Consider the following 19,625-nt stretch of genomic DNA (forward strand, 5'->3'; position numbering starts at 1 on the left):
ATCTTTTTTTAGCAAATCTTTTTCACTATGCTTGCTTTAGTTATTCAAGTGTCCGCGTTTGTGAAATTCTAGCCAAAGAAGTTCCTTAATCTTTGCTTTGAATTACAGCTATTACACCCGTTTCAAATGAAAATTTAGCTGTATCAGAAACAAATTCATTACTTGCATACGAAGTTGGTTGAGTAACAGTTGCATTTTCTAACTCATATTTGCTTTCTTTGATATCCAGATGGCTGACGGGCGTCAAACAGCAATAAGCCAAGTATTTCATTTCTGGTATCTTTTTGATTGAGTAGCTGCCTGGCAAGTAATAACTCAAATTATTTTGACGATCTGCCAAAGTCAAATGCTGAATATATGGCTGAAACCTTGGCTCCAGTCCTAACCACAAATTAGATAATAAATGATCCAAACGTCCACCAGTCGCACCTACTAAGGTATAATCTGCATCGGGATAGCGCTCGAATGTAGACACTAATGCTAATTGCGTGTCAGTATCGTCTTTTTCTGCTGGCGATTGAATAACCAGCTCTGCTTGTGAGAAAACATAAGTACGTTCTTCCTCATTTAACGAATCAAAATCACCTACAGCTAGTTCCAAAGAGAATCCTTGTTGCAATAAATATAACGCTCCACGGTCAATGCCAACATGATAGTCATACTCAGAGCCTGTTATCTCTGGCCATTCTTGTGGTGATCCGCCTGCTGCTAATAAAATTTTCATTTTAGCTCAAAGCCTCTTTGAGTTGATTAATTTGATGTATTGGATTTTCAGAGGCATAGATGTAAGATCCTGCTACAAAAACATCTGCTCCTGCCTCTTTACAAATTTTCGCTGTTTCCGGAACGATTCCACCATCAACTTCGATTGCGTAATGATAGCCATTTTCTTGGCGAAGCAAGTCTAATTCAGCAATTTTAACAACAGTTTCTTCAATAAAGCTTTGACCACCAAAACCAGGATTTACCGTCATGACCAAGACCTGATTGACTATAGATAACACATGCTGAATTGCTGAAACTGGTGTACCAGGATTGATTACCACACCAGATTTCACTCCTAGATCATTAATCATTTGAACAGCACGATGAATATGTGGTGTTGATTCAGCGTGAACAGTAATGATGTCGGAACCAGCTTTTGCGAAATCTGTAATATAATTTTCTGGATTTACGATCATCAAATGAACATCTAAAGGCAATTTAGTCACTGGACGGATTGCTTGGACAACATTTGGTCCTAATGTAATGTTTGGTACAAATTGACCATCCATAACATCGATGTGGATGTAATCTGCTCCACCTTTTTCTACTAACTCAATATCACGTTGTAAGTTGGCAAAGTCTGCACTTAAGATTGATGGTGCTAATTTCATTTCATTTCCCCCTATTTTCTTTTGCTCTCTTTTTTATAAACAGGTCTGCGCTTTTCAACTTCTTGTAGAAATTGCAAATAGTTATCATAACGCGTTTGTGCAATTTCGCCATTTTCTACTCGGCGTTTGACCTCACACCCCGGTTCTTTCGCATGCATGCATTCACGGAAACGACAATGTGCAGACGCCTCAACAAATTCCGGAAATTGTTTTGGTAGCTCCGTTGCTTCAATCGTCAAAAAGTCAATCGAGCTAAAGCCTGGTGTATCAGCAACCAATCCATCATACAACGGAATCAATTCAACATGACGCGTAGTATGCTTCCCTCGACCAAGAGAATCTGAAATTTCTGCTGTTGCTAACTGTAATTCTGGCGAGATTTGATTAAGTAAAGTCGACTTGCCTGCCCCCGATTGCCCCATAAAAACAGTTAGCTGCTCTGGAAAGTAACGAATTAATTCATCTGTATCTCCTGATTGCTTCGGTACTATAACTGGATAACCAATTTTTTCGTAGGTTTCTTTAATCTCTTTAATTTTGGGATCATTCGGTGCTAAATCTGTCTTTGTTAGAAAAATAATTGGTCGAATCATTTCATACTCAAGCATCACTAAAAAGCGATCAAGTAAATTCGCTGAGAAATTTGGTTCAACTAAACTGGTTACGATTACACCTAAATCAACATTCGTCACCGGCGGTCTTACTAATTGATTTTTTCGTGGCAAAATTTCCAGCAAATAACCATCTGTTTTATTTTCACTTTCAAAAATGACTTGGTCACCAACTAATGGACTAATTTTTCGATTACGAAAATTTCCTCTTCCTCGTGTTTGGTAGGTTTCCCCATCGGCATAAACATAATAAAAACCACTGATTGCTTTTCTAATTTGTCCTCTGATTTGTGCCACCTCCGTTTTTTATTTATTTTAACACAGGAAAAAGAATTCTTATGCCTTTACAAGTAAACTTATTAAACTCTAGAAAATTTATTTTTACATTTTTCTACAAAAAAAGAATTATGTCATTAGTTTTTCACTAACAACATAATTCTTTTGTGCTTAGTTAAGTCACATGTGGTTACTCTTGTGATTTATTTTCTTCCTTTGATTCTCCTGTTGTCTCTGTCGTTTCTTTTGTTGAACTACTTGATGAATCTTTTTCTGAAGAAGCTTTTGCTGGATCTGGTCCCTTGGAGTAAACAACACTCACGATATCACCTTTAGCAATACTTGCTCCGACACCTGGATTAGTACGAATAACTTTATCCTTGTCGACAGTATCTGAGTATTCAGAAGTTTCATGTCCAATGTATTCAGCGCCAATCCCAGATAAATAATTTTGTGCTTCACTCTTTGAATAGCCTGAAATATCATTTAGACGACTTGGTTTTTCCTCAGCTCCTTGGCTGACTACAAAACTAACAGCTGTTTCTGCTGCCGTGAATTCGCCTGACCCGGGATTTTGACTAATAATATTTCCCGCAGCTATCGTATCGCTATAATCATAGCTCACGCTAATATTCGATGCTAAAAAGCCTGCAGATATCAACGTACTATAAACTTCATCATAGTTTTCTCCTGTATGATTATACAAATAAACTGGTTCCGCTCCCTTGCTCACTTTGAAAGTAATTGTATCAGAATCCGGATCAACTTCTCCGTCCGCAGGTGTTTGAGAAATAATTGCACCCTTCTCAACTTCAGAACTATATTCTTCTTCCGACTTAATTTGGTTTTCTGAAAAACCTAATTCAATTAAATTTGCTTTTGCTTCATCGTAGTTTACGCCAGCATAATCTTTTAATTTGATTTTTTTCGAGCCACTGCTTAAATATAATTTTACTTCGCGATTCCTTTTCACAGTTGTTTTTGCTGCAGGATCTGTTTTAACCACATTTCCTTCTTCAATTTTGTCATCAGCAATTTCTTCTGTCTCGCTCGCTACTTTTAGATTCGCGTTTTCCAACACCGTTCGAGCCGCTGCTTCCGTTAAATCTGATACATCTGGTACTTCCACTTCGCCTCGACCACCAGAAGCAAAAAATACGCCTGCGCCGATGCCTAAGCCCAGTAAGACCAGAATGAGTAAAATCCACCATTTTTTTCGTTTTTTCTTTGGTTTTTCTTCCTCTTCTTCTGGCTGATGATTTGGTTGTTCCCACACGTCATGCTCATCCGGTAAACGCATCGACTTGAACGAATCTGGCATTGGTGAGTCTGCATCAATCGGTGTCAGCACTTTGGTTTCATTCAGCATAGCTTGCGGTTCCCACTTTGGTTCATTCGCACGCGCAGGTGAAAGAACCGTTGCTAAGTCTTCATTCATTTCATCCGCAGTCAAATACCGATCAGTTGGTTCTTTGGCAGTTGCTTTCAATACAACATTTTCCAATGCCTGTGGCGCTCCCGGATCAATCGCTTTAATCGAAGGTAGCTCATCTTGAAAATGTTTCAAGGCGATCGTTACTGCTGACTCACCGTCAAATGGCACACTACCTGTCAGCATTTCATAAAGAATGATTCCAAGCGCATAAATATCGGACTGTTTCGTAGCCATACTTCCTCTTGCTTGTTCAGGTGACAAGTAATGCACGGAGCCTAACATTGTATTCGTTTGAGTAATTGATGTTTCAGATAATGCAATCGCAATTCCAAAATCAGTAATCTTCACGACACCTTCATGGTCAATCAAAATATTTTGAGGTTTTAAATCGCGATGGATGATTTGATGATTATGAGCCAAAGAAATCGCTGATAAAATTTGTTGCATAATATCAACAGCTGTCTGATATGGAATTGGATAATGGGTTTGGATGTATCGCTTGAGATCCATTCCCTTCACATATTCCATTACTAAATATTGCATACCAGCTTCTTCACCAACATCATAAACACTCACGATGTTTGGATGAACCAATTCAGTTGCTGCTAAAGCTTCTCTTTGGAATCTGCGGATAGCAGTTTTGTCGTTTTGAAAGTCAAACCGTAAAACCTTGACAGCTACATCACGGTCTAAGATTAGGTCATGGGCCAAGAAAACATTTGCCATTCCGCCACTGCCAATATTGCCAGTGATTTGGTAACGTCCATTTAATTTCTTACCTAACTCGATCATGCACAGTCCTCCTTGTACTCAATAAGGAGTGCAGTAATGTTATCAGCGCCACCTGCCTCGTTTGCACGATCGATCAATTCTTTTACTTTATCCGTAAGCGAACCGGCACCATCAATAATTGACCCAATCATTTCTTCTGACAACATATTAGTAAGTCCATCTGAGCAAAGTAATAATCGATCACCCAATTGCCAAGAATAAGTTGCTACATCTACTTCAACTGTCCCCGGCATTCCTACCGATCGTGTCAAAATATTTTTTCTTGGATGGTTCACTGCCATTTCTTGACTGATTTCACCAGATTTGACCAGTTCATTCACTAATGAATGGTCTTCTGTTAACTGCTTTAATTGGTCTTCACGTACTAGATAAGCACGACTATCCCCAACATTTGCAATCGTAAATCTTGTTTCTGACAGAGCTGCAGCAACAATGGTTGTCCCCATACCATTATATTCTGGCTTTTCTTGTCCTCGCTGATAAATTTTACCATTTTCATTTTGGATTGTTTGAATAAACCACTGGGCAATTTTTTCACTATCTTTTAGTGCTTGTCCTTCCCAGTCAGCACCCAAATTGGTCACAGCCATTTGACTGGCAATATCACCAGCTCGATGCCCACCCATTCCATCAGCTAAAACTGCCAGTTTGATTCCTTTTTGATTAGTAAATACACTCGCATAGTCTTGGTTGGTATTACGGCGTCTTCCTACATCTGATTGAAATTCAATTTGCATTTCTTCACCTCATTACTTTTTACGCAAACAACAGATAAAAAAGCCATCTGTATTAAATTGATGTGGATACAAAGTTAACATTTTATCTTCGATTGATGATTTTAGCACAGGACTCACTAAAACATCAATCCTTTCAAATTCAGGATGTCGTTTTAAAAAGGTCGAAATGACCCCTTGATTTTCATCAGCTAGAATGGTGCAAGTGCTATAAGTCAAGATTCCTGACGATTTTAACGTAGGAGCACAGCTTTCCAAAATTGCTAATTGAATTTTAGGTAAATTTTCTAAATCTTGTGGATTTTTTTTGTAGCGAATGTCTGGTTTCCGACGCAATAAGCCTAAACCAGAACATGGTGCATCAACCAAAATACGATCAAATTGTTCTGATTCAAAAGTTTGTTGTACTTCTCGTGCATCCATTTTTTGTGCAAAAACTGCTGACGACACATTTAAGCGAGCAGCATTTTCGTCAATTAGCTTTACTTTATGATCATGAACATCAAGAGCAATCACTTCGCCACCACATGTTGAATCTAAAAATGTTGCAATATGCGTTGTTTTACCGCCTGGCGCAGCACATGCATCCAGCACATGATGCTCTGGCTCAATTTGCATGGCTGGTGCAACTAGCATGGAGCTTTCATCTTGGACAGTTAGCAACCCATCATGAAATAGTGAACTCGAAGCTAAATGACCTTTTTCAGCAACAACACCATAAGGGCTAACTTGGCTTTCTTTCACAGAGATATCTTCTTCATTCAAAACAGTGATTGCTTGTTCACGTGACAAGCGACGAACATCCACTCGTCCACTTGCATGGCTTGATTCATAGAGTGAATAACCTAGTTTTTCTGTTTCTTCAAACCCAATTTGATCAATAAAACGTTGAGTCAGCCAAACAGGTAGACTGATTTTCACTGCCAATCGCTCTACGGGATCTTTGATTGTTTCTACGTCAGGTTTTCCTTGGCGTTGATAACTTCTCAATACGCCATTCACGAATTTTCCTGTTCCGGGGTTTCCTTTTATTTTCGCAATTTCCACAGCTTCGTTCAAAATCGCATGGTCTGGAACCTTGTCTAAAAATTCCAGCTGATAAACAGACAACAACAGCAATGTTTTGACCCATTCATCTACTTTTTTTGCTTTAGCAATAAAAGGAGTAATATAAAATTCAAGTAATAATTGATGACTAATCGTTCCATAAACAAGTTCTGTAAATAGTCCGATATCTTTTGGATTAAGCTTTCCTTTGTTAATCATTTCGTTTAATAAAAGATTGGAGTACGCACCACCTTTAGAAACTCGTTCTAAGGTCATTAAAGCCATGTAGCGTACAGATTTTTTCATACTGTTTGGGATTTTTGTCATTATTTCACCTGCTGTCCAACCATTACATGCTGGCCGCTACCATTTAGAAATGCTTGAATGGTTTGCTTCCCTTTACCTGCAGGTTGTAATTCTTTGATTGCTAATACCGTTTGATTGCCACACGCGATCCAAAGGTTCTTTTTATCTTTGCGAATGATTGTACCGGGAGCTTCGGTTGTTTCCTCTGCAAGTGGCTCCACAGCTAGTAATTTCCAACGAACATCTTCATACGTTGTAAATGCGATTGGCCAAGGACGCATCCCGCGTACTTGATTATCAACTTCTTCAGCCGTTTTATTCCAATCGATTGCTTCTTGTTCTCTTGTAATGTTAGGAGAAAAGGTCACTTTTTCTTCATCTTGAGGAGTTGGTGTTAAGCTACCATCTAAAATACTTGGTAATGTTTTTAATAAGAGTTCTTTTCCTAATAAACTCAATTTATCAAACATTGTTCCAACATCATCTTGTTTGGTAATGGGCAAGCTTTCTTGCGCAAAAATACCACCAGCATCCATTTTTTTAATCATTTCCATAATGGTGACACCTGTTTCTTTTTCACCATTGATAATCGAATAATGTACAGGTGCTCCTCCACGATATTTAGGTAATAAAGAAGCATGGACATTGATTGCTCCATGTTTAGGAACTTGAAGTAATTTTTCTGGTAAAAATTGACCGAAGGCAGCCGTAATCAAAATATCTGGTTGTAATTCAACGATTTTTTCCATTTCTTCTGAGCCAGAAATCTTTTCTGGTTGTAGTACTAGCAAATCGTGCTTCAATGCTGCTTCTTTGACTGGCGTTGGTGTAATCACTTTTTTTCTACCAACTGGTCGATCAGGCTGTGTCACTACAGCTTGAACTGTATAGCCAGCTTCCAATAATACCTCTAGTATTGGGACGGAAAAAGCTGGTGTTCCCATAAATACAATATTAGTCATTCATGTGCTCCTCCATATATTTTTCAAGTTCTTCTTCAGGAATTTGTTCAATCATTTTTTCAACAAATAAAACACCGTTTAAATGATCGATTTCATGTTGAAAGGCTCGTGCTAAATAGTCGAATGCCGTTACTTCCATTTCTTGACCTTCACGATCAAAATAGCGAACAGTCACCTCGTCTGCACGTTTCACAGTCCCATAAACATGCGGGATACTCAAACAACCTTCCACATCTAAGCTTTCTCCTTTTGCCTCAATAATTTCAGGATTGATCAATTCAAATTTGTCCCCTTCATCAACTTCAACGATTGCTAAACGAAGATTTTTTCCTACTTGCGGTGCTGCAATACCAATACCGTCCATCGCAACCATTGTTTCATATAGGTCATCTAGTAGGGCAACTGTTTCATCTGTGATGACATCGATAGGTTGAGCTGTTCGTTTTAATTTATCATTTGGGTGAATCAAGATTGGGTAGCGCATATAGTATCCTTTCTCAAATAAAATGTAATGGTTCATTATCAATTGCCACGAATAGTCCTTGGCGTTGTTCTTTTTGGCTTTTATCTAAAATGTCATCCAACACATTGGCTAGTTGCGGTTCGTGCTTGTATTTAATAATCAGCTGATAGTAATAACGATTCTTCACACGCAAAATCATACTTGGTGTTGGACCTAAAATCAAACTTTGGTCACTTAACGTCTGTTTGAGCAATTGCCCAATTTGGAAGATTTTTTTTGCAGCTACTTGTTCTTCTGGGTGGCTCGTGGTAATTTTCACTGTAAAATAATACGGTGGGTAGCCTCCGCGATGACGAACTTGCATTTCTTTTTGATAAAAGCGTTCATAATTTTGTTCTTTTACTAACTCAATTGCGTAATGTTCTGGGTTAAATGTTTGAATGACTACCTCTCCAGCTTTTTCAGCTCGGCCAGCTCGACCTGAAACTTGCGTTAACAGTTGGAAAGTATGCTCACTTGATCGGAAATCTGGTAAGTTTAGTGACGTGTCTGCATTTAAAACACCTACTAACGTTACATCTGGAAAATCTAGTCCTTTAGCAATCATCTGCGTACCTAAAAGAATATCTGCTTCCTTCGCACCAAATTTTTGCAAGATACGTTCATGTGCTCCTTTTTTTCGGGTAGTATCGACATCCATTCGTAAAATACGCGCTTCCGGATACAAAGTTTGCAATTCTTCTTCCACTTTTTGCGTACCTGTACCATAATACCGAATTTTATTCCCACCACAATTTGGGCAACGATGAGGGATTGGCTCTTCATGTCCACAGTAATGGCAACGCATTGACTTACTATCCATATGTAACGTCAAGGAAATGTCACAGTTTGGACAAGGTAAAACAAACCCACAGTCACGACACATAACAAACGAAGAATAGCCACGACGATTTAATAACAGAACCGTCTGTTCCTTCTTTTCTAAACGATCTTGAATTTTTTTTTGTAATTGGCTAGAGAAAGTAGATGCCTGATGTTTTTGAAACTCTTCTCGCATGTCCACAATGTCAATCACAGGTAGTTGTGCACTACTTTTTGCTCGTTTGTTCAAGGTCAAAAGTTGATACACTCCCTTTTGTGCTCTCGCACGTGATTCAAGAGAAGGTGTCGCACTTCCTAATACGACTGGACAATGATGGTACTTCCCACGCCAAATAGCTAAATCTCTCGCATGATAGCGTGGTGTTTCATCTTGTTTATAACTTGATTCATGTTCCTCATCAATAATAATCAAGCCAATATTTTCTAACGGTGCAAAAATCGCCGAGCGAGCACCAACAACTACTTGTGCCTCGTTTCGTTCGATTTTACGCCACTCGTCATATTTTTCTCCCTGCGATAATCCACTATGTAATACCGCAACGGCTTCACCAAAACGTCCTTTGAATCGCTCAACCATTTGTGGTGTCAATGCAATTTCTGGGACTAACATGATTGCTGTCTTTTTCGCAGCTAAAACTTCGGCAATACTTTGCAGGTAGACTTCTGTTTTTCCACTTCCGGTAATGCCTTCTAATAAGAAAATCGGTTCTTGTTGTGTTTGACATGCTGTGGTAATTTGATCGACTGCAAATTGTTGTTCTTGGTTCAAATCTAACGCACTGGTTTGTTCAAATGAACGGTGTTGATATGGATCACGATAACGTTCGACTTCTTCAAAACGAAGCCAGCCCTTTTCTTTTCCTTGATTCAACACAGTGCTACTGATTCCTTTATCTTTAAAGTACGCAAGTGGCTCATCTTTAACTACTTCAGATAAGCAAAGCAACAATTCTTTTTGTTTTTTAGCATTTTGACGTAGCTTTCCCCACTCTTCCTCGATCTGTTCTTCTTTCAAAAGTGAGTGAACCATTCGAATTGTCTTCACTTTGTTTTTAGTATGAACTTCATAACGAATATCAACTAATTTCTTTTTTCGCCAACGCATCAACTGAGAAACCATGCCTAAAGACTCTGCCTCTTTCCAAGAAATCATTTCTCGTTCTTGAAAAAATGCTTGTGTTTCAACTGCAGGTTTCAACGGATAAATGATTTTGTCATACTCCGCTTTCATGACACTTGGCAACATCGTTTGAAGACAAGTGATTTTAAATGCGTAGGTAATTGTCTTCATATAATCAGCCAACGCTAAAAGCTCTTGATTAACAACTGGTGCTAAGTCAAGCACACGAATAATTGATTTAAGTTGAACTTCAGTCTGAACAGCTTCGTCGTTCAATCCAACAACAAATCCCTGAACATGTCGATCGCCTTTTCCAAAGGGAACTTCCACACGCATGCCCACTTGCAACTCCGCTTCTAATGTGAAGGGAACGAGGTAAGTGAAAGGTTGATCTGTTTGCATCGTCGGCACGTCTACAATTACTTCTGCAATTACTCCCACAACTTTCCCCTCCTTTGATAACCATTTTTTGGTGAAAAAGATCCGTGCTTATTTTACTAGAAAACCCTTAGCTTGTCCTGATTTCTGCCATTTCGTAACAAAAAAATAAACTAGCTAACTCACGTCTTCTTTTATTTGAATAATTAAAAAGAGAGCCGTGACCCTGGTCACAGCCCCTGAAATTATAGTTTTTGTTCTTCGCGAATGCGTGATTCTAATTCTTGTTGTTCACGTTCTTTTTGTGCTTGGCGTTCTTCATTTTCCATACGTAGACGTTCACGTTTCAATTCAGGATGTGGATCATTGATCACATTTCCCGCATCAATTTCTTCAAGTGCTTGACCAACACTTTTTACAGACTCAAATGAATCCAACGTTGGTTGTGCTCCCGCATCTAATTCGTGGGCGCGTTTACTTGATAAAATTACTAATGAGTATTTTGAATTTACTCGGTCTAACAATGAGTCAATTGAAGGTTTCAACATCATAAGACTACATCTCCTTTAACATTTTAATATATTTTCCGATTACCCGATCTACTCGAAAGTGTTCGCTAGCAATAATATCTTTAATTCGATTAACAGCTAACGGAACTTCATCATTTACAACGGCATAATCATAAAGGGCCATCATTTCGATTTCTTCTTTAGCAACTCTCATACGTTCTTCAATTACTTCTTCTGCATCCGTTCCACGACCAACAATTCTTGATTTTAATTCTACTAGATCGGGCGGTGTCAAAAAGATAAATACACCATCTGGTACTTTATCTTTTACTTGCTGTGCTCCTTGAACTTCGATTTCTAAAAATACATCTTTTCCTTCGTCCAAGGTTTGATTCACATATGATAATGGTGTGCCATAATAATTTCCAACATACTCTGCGTATTCAAGCATCTCACCAGCTTCAATCATCGCTTCAAATTCTTCTTTGCTCCGAAAGAAATAGTCGACTCCTTCGACTTCTCCTTCTCGCATTTTACGAGTAGTCATTGAGATTGAATATTGAAAATCATTACCCTCACTCTCAAAAATTGCTTTACGTACGGTTCCTTTTCCTACACCGGATGGACCTGACAATACGATTAATAATCCACGCTCTGACATGACGACGTCCTTTCAACTAGTCTTTTCTTGCTTATCGTTTATTTTGCACTTTTTTTCTGCAACTTTCAAGGTTCTCTTTATTATAGACAGATTTTCCTAAAAAAGCCACCTTTGCTTGAAACTAGAAAAGAAAAGCTTGATTTCCTCGACAAAACAAAAAAACTGCAACCAAATTTCTGGTGCAGCTTTAGATAGTATTTGATGTTTCAACATACTTGATTTTAGCCAAAAGAATTAAAATCCCATGTTAGACAAAGTATTCACGACGCCAATTATTTCGTCTTTTCGGCTAAGTACTTTTTCTGTTGGATCACTAACTTCTTGTGTATCCATACGCACAATAAATTTTCGATTAAGCGTTACATATGTCCCATCATTGATCAAAATACTTAGTTCTTGATCCGAAATTTTTACGCATGCGTCTTGCCAGGCATCAAATCCTTCTTTATCTGATGGAACATTTCTTTTAACCACACTTTTTCCGCTTAACTCATGAAAAGTAATATCATAATAGGTCATTACAAACTTCCTCCTGTTTCTATTTTATAAAATTATTCAATATTTTGAACTTGCTCACGAATTTTTTCCAAAATCGTTTTTAATTGGACTACTTGGTTTTTGATTTCAATTGCACTTGACTTGGATCCAATGGTGTTCACTTCTCGATTCATTTCTTGAATTAGAAAATCAAGTTCTCGACCAACTGGTGTAGACATCAAAATTAATTCATTTAGCTTTACGAGATGGATAAACAAACGATCTAGTTCCTCGTGAATATCTCCACGTTCTAACAAAATGGCCAACTCTGTCAACAATCGTTGCTCATCAACTTTGTCGCCTAAAAATTCTTCCAATTTTTTTTGATAGCGTACTTGGAATTCTTGTTCATATGTTTCAACAAACGCTACAAGGTTGTCTAACACTTGCGAAAACTCTTCTTTGTTTTGCAACAATACAGCAGCTAAAGCCTGACCTTCTGCTTCACGGCTACGTTCGATTGCTGCTAAGGCCTCAGACAACGTTTCTTGAACTAATAGACTGAGTTGCTCTTCATCTGTTTTTTCTGGTTCACTGACTGAAACAAACTTTTCCTGTAACGCTAGACGTTCAATTAATGACGCTACCGAAAGTTGGACTTCACCACCGAAGCGATCATGTACGCCTTGCGAAAGTTGCGTCACTAACGAATCAATCAGCGACCAGTCAATTTCAACTTGTTTCGTATTTTCCCCGATATGCGTTACATTCACAAAAACTTCAACTCGTCCGCGAGTGAGTTGTTGTTTAATCAACTGACGCATAGTACCTTCAAGAAAATTCAAAAGCTTCGGACTGCGTAATTGAATATCCAAAAAACGTTGATTCACACTTTTGATTTCAATATCCAGTTGATACTCTTGTGTTTCACGGATTGCTTTGCCAAAACCGGTCATACTTTTCATTCGACAGGGTCCTTTCTTACATGTTTTCTATCGCTTTTTGCAATGCTTCAAACTCTTCGTTCGTCAATGTCAATCCTTTCCCCATTTTTTCGTGTTCCGGTGACCAGTCACGCAAATCAAATTTCGGCGGGCGACCATTCCAGCTAACTAAGTTTAATTCTTTACGCCAGCCCTTTGCGTTTTCAGATAAAATTGCGATTTCTTCTATGATTTCATAGGAAAATTCTTGTGCCATTCTTGTTCCTCCTTAAGATAATGTGCATATAAAACAAATAATGTGTTCAATGGTTGTTCCTTAAGTAACGTTTGAACCTTCTCTTTCGTACTAGCATAAAGTTCTTTTGCTAGTTCCGTCAACTTTTGTTCTAAACGTTGTTCTCTTGAAGAAGACCACCACTCTTCCATACTTAGTAACCCAATTTCATTCGTAACAATTTCTGTAAATGGACGTTGTTCTTTTTCACGAATCAACGTTATCATTTCTGGTACTTGATAAACTTTATTAGGCAGTAAATACATTTGTTTTGCCAATAGTTCTAGCATTGCTAATCCGCAAGTTTCAATAACGACCCTGTCTTTATATACATTACGCAAATTCTCCCAAAATTTTACGTCATAGAAAAAAGAAAGCTCTAAATTTTTTTCCTTGGCTAACGTGCGCAGAAATTTTTTCCAAATTTTTTCAGCCAACACGGTCGAATCAAAGGTATACCAATGACCTTCATATTGGTGCAGCTGTTTTTTTGTTTCTAAATAACCTAATTGTAAATTCATTGAATTACGCTGTCCATCAAAAATCAAAAATGTACCTAGCGTCCAAAGTGAGCGACAACGCCATTCAACAAATCCTAATGGTTTTTTGACTCTTTTTGTAATTCCTGGTCCTTGAACATCTACCACAAAAGCTTCAGTTGCTCCTTGTTCAATCGCAACATCCACTGGCAGATTATTTTTATATCCGCCATCAATATAGCGATCTTTGTCAATTTTTTTATAGGCCATCGCTGGATAAAAAGAAGCGGAAGCAACAATCCACTCCGGAATCTGCTCTGGTGGCATTTTTTGAATAGGCACCACTTTCTCAATCATTTCAGGAATTTTAGTCGTAACTGTAAATAGTTGTGGCTTCGTTTTTTGAACTATGCTTTTCAAATCCAATGATTTTCTTAGCAGTTCTTCTAAAGGCTGTGAAGAAATACCGCGAGTTAAAACAGCCGTCTTGGTCATTCGACGAATATCAGTCAACAACTGTTGGCGCAAATCAGTTAAAGGCACGTTCTCTGGTACAGCCAAAATCTGATTGGTGGATAAATTCGTCCATAAAAATTCAGCTTGATCCAAATCACCTTGCAACATCAAGACGCCATTGATTGCACCAACTGACGTGCCGGTAATAATTTCAATCGAAAAGCCAGCTTCTTGTAATGCCTTCCACACACCAATTTGGTAGGCCCCATGTGCGCCGCCCCCGCCAAAAACCACAGCAGATTTTCCAGAAACATTTTTCACCCACTGAGTAGTCCTGGTATCAACTGTTTGGTACCCAAATTGAATAAATAATTCGGTCATTTGGGAAGAAAGTGGTTGTGAAAAGGAAAACTGACAAGCCGATTTCAAAAAGTAGCGCGCACAACTTTCCAGCAATGTAAATAGTTGACGCCATTGCCGGAAAGATTCGTTGGCTAACACATTTGTTATCACCAAATGATCTGACTCACTTGCTTCTCCTGTTTTCTTCTCAAAGTAGAGCACTAGTTTACCAGCTTTGACTCGCCATGCATTTTTCTTTTTTGCCGTTTGCCAAAAAGAATCACGACTTTTTTGTTGTTCATTGAAAAACGGAAATGGTTGTTCCATTTTTCGACTCTCATTGTGTAGACGCTGCCTTTCTGACCAATAAATTGGTTGGATATCCATCGTTCTCTCCTTTTTCTCCAAGTATAGCAGTCTCTGAAAAAAATTTCTTGTCTGAACTAATTGCGCCTATCCTTTACAAAAACAAAAGAGTTCATTTATCTTTTCTAAAAAATAACTGATATTAAATTTAAAGCAATTTGAAAGTTACGATTATTTTCAATGAAAACGTGACTTTGTAATGGAATTTTAAAATAAAAGAAACAAGCTTTTTTCTTACAATTGTTGTAAAATAAAATAGTTGAGAAATCAAGTAAGGAGGAGCATGATGACTGATTCAGTTTATGTACATATCGACACAACTAGTAACGCTGTTTTAACCAAAGGATTAACTGCAAATGATTTTTCAAACAGCATCGTGCATTATCCTCAAAACTTGCTATTATTAGATCCTGCTGCTTCAGCAGGAGAATATGAACCTCACACTGGTTTGAAAATCATTCGTGGAACAGAAAATATTCAACATTTCTTCTCCTCACTTCGTAATCGTCATAATGCGGACGACTTAAAGTGGATCGATTTTACAGACCTAACTATGCTAAAAGAACTATCACCATTAGAAATTTCAGAATTATTGTATTTTGGGCATATGAAAACGCATCTGCACTCACCATTTTTCTATAAATTACAAAATAATTTTGTTTATTTTGATTTAAGCGATCAGTTGAACCGAATTTATTATCGTTACCTGGATGAATTTTACCGAATTTTTGCAGACAAGATGAGTCAAATTCTTGCAGATAAAATCAACGAAAAGAAATCATTCTTTCGCCGTGGCATCACTGTTGAAAAAATCAATGGTGATTTACTAAAAGAAATGCGTCCATTGATGCAAGAAGGCATTATTTTTTCATTTGAACAAGCTGGATTGATCAATGATGAGTATCGAATGCCCATCTATGTGATTGAAGACTACATATGGAAATTAAAAGGGACTCGCTACCGTGAAGAACCTGTAATTGGTACACTCGTCTACAACACACTTGACCGACGTTGGCGTCTAATCAGTGATGTGGATGACTTTGCCTACGGTACACTAAATTAAAAAATTTTTTACCTGTGTAAAGGAACGTAACAGTTAGATGTTACGTTCCTTTTTTCGCAAAAAAAGATTGAACAAAAAGCCATAGGCTCTTTGTTCAATCTTTTTAAGTGCTTATTTTTTTGTTTCAAAAAGTGGGCTAACTGGTTTATTTTCATGGATACGTTTAATTGCGTCACCCATCAAACCACCAACGCTAACTTCGTCGATTTTATCAATTTTACGATCTTCTGGTAGATAAATTGAGTCCGTTACAACTAAGCGTTCAATTGCTGAATCTTCAATTCTTTGCAAAGCTGGACCAGATAAGACTGGATGTGTACAAGAAGCATAAACACTTGTTGCTCCTGCTTCTTTCAACGCATTAGCTGCTAAGGTGATCGTACCTGCAGTATCAATCATGTCATCGATCAAGACACATGTTTTTCCTTCAACTTTACCGATGATATTCATTACTTCTGCAACATTTGCTTTAGGACGTCGTTTGTCGATGATTGCAATTGGTGCTTTTAGGAACTCAGCCAATTTACGCGCACGAGTTACGCCACCGTGGTCAGGTGAAACAACAACAACATCGTCGCCTTTGATTCCTTTTTCTAAGAAATAATTAGCAATTAATGGTGCACCCATTAAATGGTCAACAGGAATATCAAAGAAACCTTGAATTTGAACAGCGTGAAGGTCTAGGGTCAACATTCTTGTTGCTCCTGCTTTTTGAATCATGTTTGCAACTAATTTAGCAGTGATTGGTTCCCGCGCACGCGCTTTACGGTCTTGACGAGCATAACCATAGTACGGCATAACTACATTAATTGTTTTTGCACTAGCGCGTTTCAAAGCATCGATCATAATCAACAGTTCCATTAAATTATCATTTACTGGACTACTTGTTGATTGGATAACATACACATGTGAACCACGAATACTTTCTTCAATGTTTACTTGAATCTCACCATCACTGAATTGAGTAACAGATGATTTACCTAATTCTACACCAACAGCTGCAGCGATTTTCTCAGCTAATGGGCGATTTGAGTTTAATGCAAAAATTTTTAATCTTGGATCAAAATAATGATTTGACATGGGGACCTCCACTTTCTTTTTCACAACTCTGGAATTCTTCCTAGTAAATAGTAGACATATTTTTTAAATAAATCAAGTTATTTTACAAAAAACTAATTGAGATAAGGGAGTTTTTTCGCATATCCTTCTTTGTTTACTTGTCGCGCACGTGCAATTGCAAGTGCATATTCAGGAACATCATTTGTAATGGTTGAGCCCGCTGCAATCGAACTATGATCTTCGATTGTCACCGGTGCAACGATGTTTGAGTTTGAGCCAATGAAGCTGTGGGCACCGACTTTTGTATGATGTTTTTGTTTACCATCATAGTTAACGAAAACCACACCACAACCAACATTGATGTCCTCACCTAATGTTGCATCACCAACGTAAGTCAAATGACCAACTTTTGTATGATTGCCAATCTCAGCATTTTTCACTTCAACAAAGTTTCCAATGTGCGCCCCTTCACCAATTTCAGCGTTTGGACGTAAGTGAGCAAATGGGCCAACATCTGCTGCTTTTTTCACATGACTGCTTTCAATCACAGAATTAGTAATTACAACGTTATCTTCAATCACACTGTCCACAATTCGTGAATGTGCACCAATCATGCAATCCATCCCAATGACTGTTTCGCCTTGTAATTGTACGCCTGCTTCAATCACTGTATCTGAACCAATAACAACACCCGCATCAATATAAGTTGACGCTGGATCAACAAAAGTGACACCATTAGTCATGTGTGCTTCATTAATTCGTTTACGCATGATTTCATTTGCTTTTGCCAATGCGATACGATCATTTACACCCATTGATTCTTCAAAATTTTCTGTTTGATAGGCAGCAACCGTATTGCCATCTTCTTTTAGAATTTCAATAATATCAGTTAAGTAATATTCACCTTGGGCATTGTTCGTACCCACTTTATTCAAGGCAGTAAATAATGCTTCGTTGTCAAAACAGTAAGTACCTGTGTTGATTTCTTTTACGCGTGCTTCTTCTGGTGAAGCATCTTTTTGTTCGACAATTTTTTCTACGATTCCAACATGGTCGCGGATGATTCGTCCGTAACCAGTAGGATTTTGTGCTTGTGCTGTTAAAATCGTTGCACTAGCATTTTTTCCTTGATGGTATTCAAATAAATTGTTTAGTGTTTCTGTTGTTAATAATGGTGTGTCACCACTGATGACTAACGTTGTTCCTTTTTTGCCTTCTAAGAAAGAGGCTGCTTGTAAAACTGCGTGCCCAGTGCCTAGTTGTTCTGCTTGTAAAGCATACTCACTACGTTCACCTAATTGTGCTTTTACTTGTTCAGCCCCATGACCAACGATGGTAATGATTTCGTCAGGATTAGTTTCACTTACTCGATTGATAATATGTTCGACCATTGGTTTTCCAGAAACTGGATGTAATACTTTATATAATTTTGACTTCATACGAGTTCCTTTTCCCGCTGCCAAAATAATTGCATAACGTGCTTCCACTTACTTCACTCCTAGTTATCATTTCCTGTGTTAAGTTTAGCCCAGTGCTCGCTTTTTTTCAACTAACGATTATTTTAAAAAATTGCGTTAAAAATAAAAAAGTTGGGACAGCTTTTTGTCCCAACCTCTTCTAACTTGATTCGTTTCGCTGATAAAGTTATTCTTCTGAGAAATAATTTCCAGGAACAACTGTGATGTTTTTCGTTTTTGTATCAACATCTTTCACATAAAGTAGTGAAGTATAATCATCGATTGCACGATGTCCATGGAATTTTGATTCTGCAAAAACAGTGATACCAACTAATTCAGATTCGAATTCTTCAATCAAACTCTTCATTCCGTTGACTGTTCCGCCGCCTTTCATAAAGTCGTCGACAACAAGAACTCTTGAACCACGTTTCAAACTTCTTTTTGAAAGTTCCATTTTTTCAATTCGCTCAGATGAGCCTGAAACATAATTTACACTCACAGTCGAGCCCTCAGTGATTTTTGAATCACGTCGAACAATGACAAACGGAGCGTTTAAATAATAAGAAACGGCTTGGGCAATTGGTACACCTTTTGTCGCAACTGTCATCACGGCATCAATTTTTTCACCTAAATATTTTGATGCGATGATTTTCCCAACTTGTCTTAATAACTCAGGTTCTCCTAATAAATCTGATAGATAAACATAGCCACCTGGCAACAAGCGATCTTGTTCTGATAAACGTTCGGCTAAAGATTCAATATATTTTTTTGCTTCTTCGTAAGGAATCTCGGGAATAAACAAGACACCACCCGCCGCACCAGGAATTGTCTCTAGTGTGCCGTAACCTCTTTCTTTAAATGTTTTCTTGATAATCGCTAAGTCCTCACTGATGGAAGATTTAGCAGATTCATAACGTTCGGCAAAACTTGTTAACGAAATCAATTCGTGTGGATGATCTAATAAGTATTGAGTCATATCAACAAGACGCTCACTGCGACGTACTTTCACATATTCCAGCTCCCTTTTTTAAAATTGTCGTTTTTCATTATATAAGTTTTTTTTCAAAAATTCGAGCATTTTATAAAAAAATAAGAAAATAGTTCGGTATTTCTGATTTATAAAAAAAGAAACGGTGGAAATATTTCGGTTCCGCCG

Annotated in this window: 19 protein-coding genes; 1 reads left to right on the forward strand and 18 read right to left on the reverse strand. The window is 37.9% G+C overall.

The annotated features are described in order from the left end of the window. Positions 1-85: 85 nt before the first annotated feature. From IGJ66_RS11595 to IGJ66_RS11665, 15 genes are all read right to left on the reverse strand, one after another. A complete protein-coding gene (locus IGJ66_RS11595) occupies positions 86-724 on the reverse strand; it encodes a thiamine diphosphokinase (protein WP_067484698.1) in 639 nt (212 codons plus the stop codon). A gap of 1 nt (position 725) precedes the next feature. After that, complete coding sequence (rpe, locus tag IGJ66_RS11600; RefSeq protein WP_430616638.1) at positions 726-1,376, reverse strand: ribulose-phosphate 3-epimerase; 651 nt, start codon at positions 1,374-1,376, stop codon at positions 726-728. Between the two features lie 11 nt (positions 1,377-1,387). After that, entirely contained in the window at positions 1,388-2,284 is an 897-nt protein-coding gene (rsgA, locus tag IGJ66_RS11605) for a ribosome small subunit-dependent GTPase A (RefSeq protein ID WP_067484694.1), read from the reverse strand. Between the two features lie 169 nt (positions 2,285-2,453). Then, positions 2,454-4,490, reverse strand: a complete 2,037-nt coding sequence (gene pknB / locus IGJ66_RS11610) for a Stk1 family PASTA domain-containing Ser/Thr kinase (protein WP_071869025.1) — start codon at positions 4,488-4,490, stop codon at positions 2,454-2,456. Next, positions 4,487-5,227: a Stp1/IreP family PP2C-type Ser/Thr phosphatase gene (locus tag IGJ66_RS11615; RefSeq protein ID WP_071869024.1), complete on the reverse strand. Its 741-nt coding sequence runs from the start codon at positions 5,225-5,227 to the stop codon at positions 4,487-4,489. The genes pknB and IGJ66_RS11615 overlap by 4 nt, the downstream gene beginning before the upstream one ends. Positions 5,228-5,239: 12 nt before the next feature. Beyond that, a complete protein-coding gene (gene rsmB, locus IGJ66_RS11620; protein WP_067484685.1) occupies positions 5,240-6,598 on the reverse strand; it encodes a 16S rRNA (cytosine(967)-C(5))-methyltransferase RsmB in 1,359 nt (452 codons plus the stop codon). Continuing rightward, positions 6,598-7,539, reverse strand: coding sequence for a methionyl-tRNA formyltransferase (gene fmt / locus IGJ66_RS11625; protein ID WP_430616639.1), 942 nt, complete (start codon positions 7,537-7,539; stop codon positions 6,598-6,600). The genes rsmB and fmt overlap by 1 nt, the downstream gene beginning before the upstream one ends. Then, positions 7,532-8,023, reverse strand: a complete 492-nt coding sequence (gene def / locus IGJ66_RS11630) for a peptide deformylase (RefSeq protein WP_067484760.1) — start codon at positions 8,021-8,023, stop codon at positions 7,532-7,534. Before def ends, fmt begins: the two co-directional genes overlap by 8 nt. A 13-nt stretch (positions 8,024-8,036) precedes the next feature. After that, positions 8,037-10,445: a primosomal protein N' gene (gene priA / locus IGJ66_RS11635; protein ID WP_430616640.1), complete on the reverse strand. Its 2,409-nt coding sequence runs from the start codon at positions 10,443-10,445 to the stop codon at positions 8,037-8,039. A gap of 182 nt (positions 10,446-10,627) precedes the next feature. Further along, the gene (gene rpoZ, locus IGJ66_RS11640; protein ID WP_067484679.1) at positions 10,628-10,933 is read right to left on the reverse strand and encodes a DNA-directed RNA polymerase subunit omega; all 306 of its coding nucleotides are present in this window, start codon (positions 10,931-10,933) and stop codon (positions 10,628-10,630) included. Between the two features lie 4 nt (positions 10,934-10,937). Beyond that, a complete protein-coding gene (gmk, locus tag IGJ66_RS11645) occupies positions 10,938-11,552 on the reverse strand; it encodes a guanylate kinase (RefSeq protein ID WP_067484676.1) in 615 nt (204 codons plus the stop codon). A gap of 234 nt (positions 11,553-11,786) precedes the next feature. Further along, positions 11,787-12,071 carry a hypothetical protein gene (locus tag IGJ66_RS11650; protein ID WP_430616641.1) on the reverse strand — a complete coding sequence of 95 codons (285 nt, stop codon included), beginning with the start codon at positions 12,069-12,071 and terminating at the stop codon, positions 11,787-11,789. A gap of 32 nt (positions 12,072-12,103) precedes the next feature. Further along, positions 12,104-12,994, reverse strand: coding sequence for a YicC/YloC family endoribonuclease (locus IGJ66_RS11655; RefSeq protein ID WP_218657991.1), 891 nt, complete (start codon positions 12,992-12,994; stop codon positions 12,104-12,106). A gap of 16 nt (positions 12,995-13,010) precedes the next feature. After that, positions 13,011-13,229: a YdbC family protein gene (locus tag IGJ66_RS11660; protein ID WP_067484668.1), complete on the reverse strand. Its 219-nt coding sequence runs from the start codon at positions 13,227-13,229 to the stop codon at positions 13,011-13,013. Next, positions 13,199-14,911, reverse strand: coding sequence for a patatin-like phospholipase family protein (locus IGJ66_RS11665; protein WP_270659897.1), 1,713 nt, complete (start codon positions 14,909-14,911; stop codon positions 13,199-13,201). Before IGJ66_RS11665 ends, IGJ66_RS11660 begins: the two co-directional genes overlap by 31 nt. A 265-nt stretch (positions 14,912-15,176) precedes the next feature. Between IGJ66_RS11665 and IGJ66_RS11670 the strand changes: the two genes are divergently transcribed. Next, positions 15,177-15,953 carry a hypothetical protein gene (locus IGJ66_RS11670; RefSeq protein ID WP_086270511.1) on the forward strand — a complete coding sequence of 259 codons (777 nt, stop codon included), beginning with the start codon at positions 15,177-15,179 and terminating at the stop codon, positions 15,951-15,953. Positions 15,954-16,064: 111 nt separating this feature from the next. Here the strand turns inward: IGJ66_RS11670 and IGJ66_RS11675 are convergent, their stop codons facing one another. The 3 genes from IGJ66_RS11675 to purR all read right to left on the reverse strand — a co-directional run bounded on the left by IGJ66_RS11675 (position 16,065) and on the right by purR (position 19,478). Beyond that, positions 16,065-17,033 (reverse strand): ribose-phosphate diphosphokinase, encoded by a 969-nt coding sequence (locus tag IGJ66_RS11675; RefSeq protein ID WP_067484661.1) that lies wholly within the window; start codon positions 17,031-17,033, stop codon positions 16,065-16,067. A gap of 92 nt (positions 17,034-17,125) precedes the next feature. Then, positions 17,126-18,499 (reverse strand): bifunctional UDP-N-acetylglucosamine diphosphorylase/glucosamine-1-phosphate N-acetyltransferase GlmU, encoded by a 1,374-nt coding sequence (gene glmU / locus IGJ66_RS11680; RefSeq protein WP_067484657.1) that lies wholly within the window; start codon positions 18,497-18,499, stop codon positions 17,126-17,128. Between the two features lie 157 nt (positions 18,500-18,656). Beyond that, positions 18,657-19,478 carry a pur operon repressor gene (purR, locus tag IGJ66_RS11685; protein WP_067484655.1) on the reverse strand — a complete coding sequence of 274 codons (822 nt, stop codon included), beginning with the start codon at positions 19,476-19,478 and terminating at the stop codon, positions 18,657-18,659. Positions 19,479-19,625 lie beyond the last annotated feature (147 nt).

The sequence above is a fragment of the Enterococcus sp. DIV0176 genome (assembly GCF_050528535.1).
GTDB classification, from domain to species: domain Bacteria; phylum Bacillota; class Bacilli; order Lactobacillales; family Enterococcaceae; genus Enterococcus_B; species Enterococcus_B thailandicus.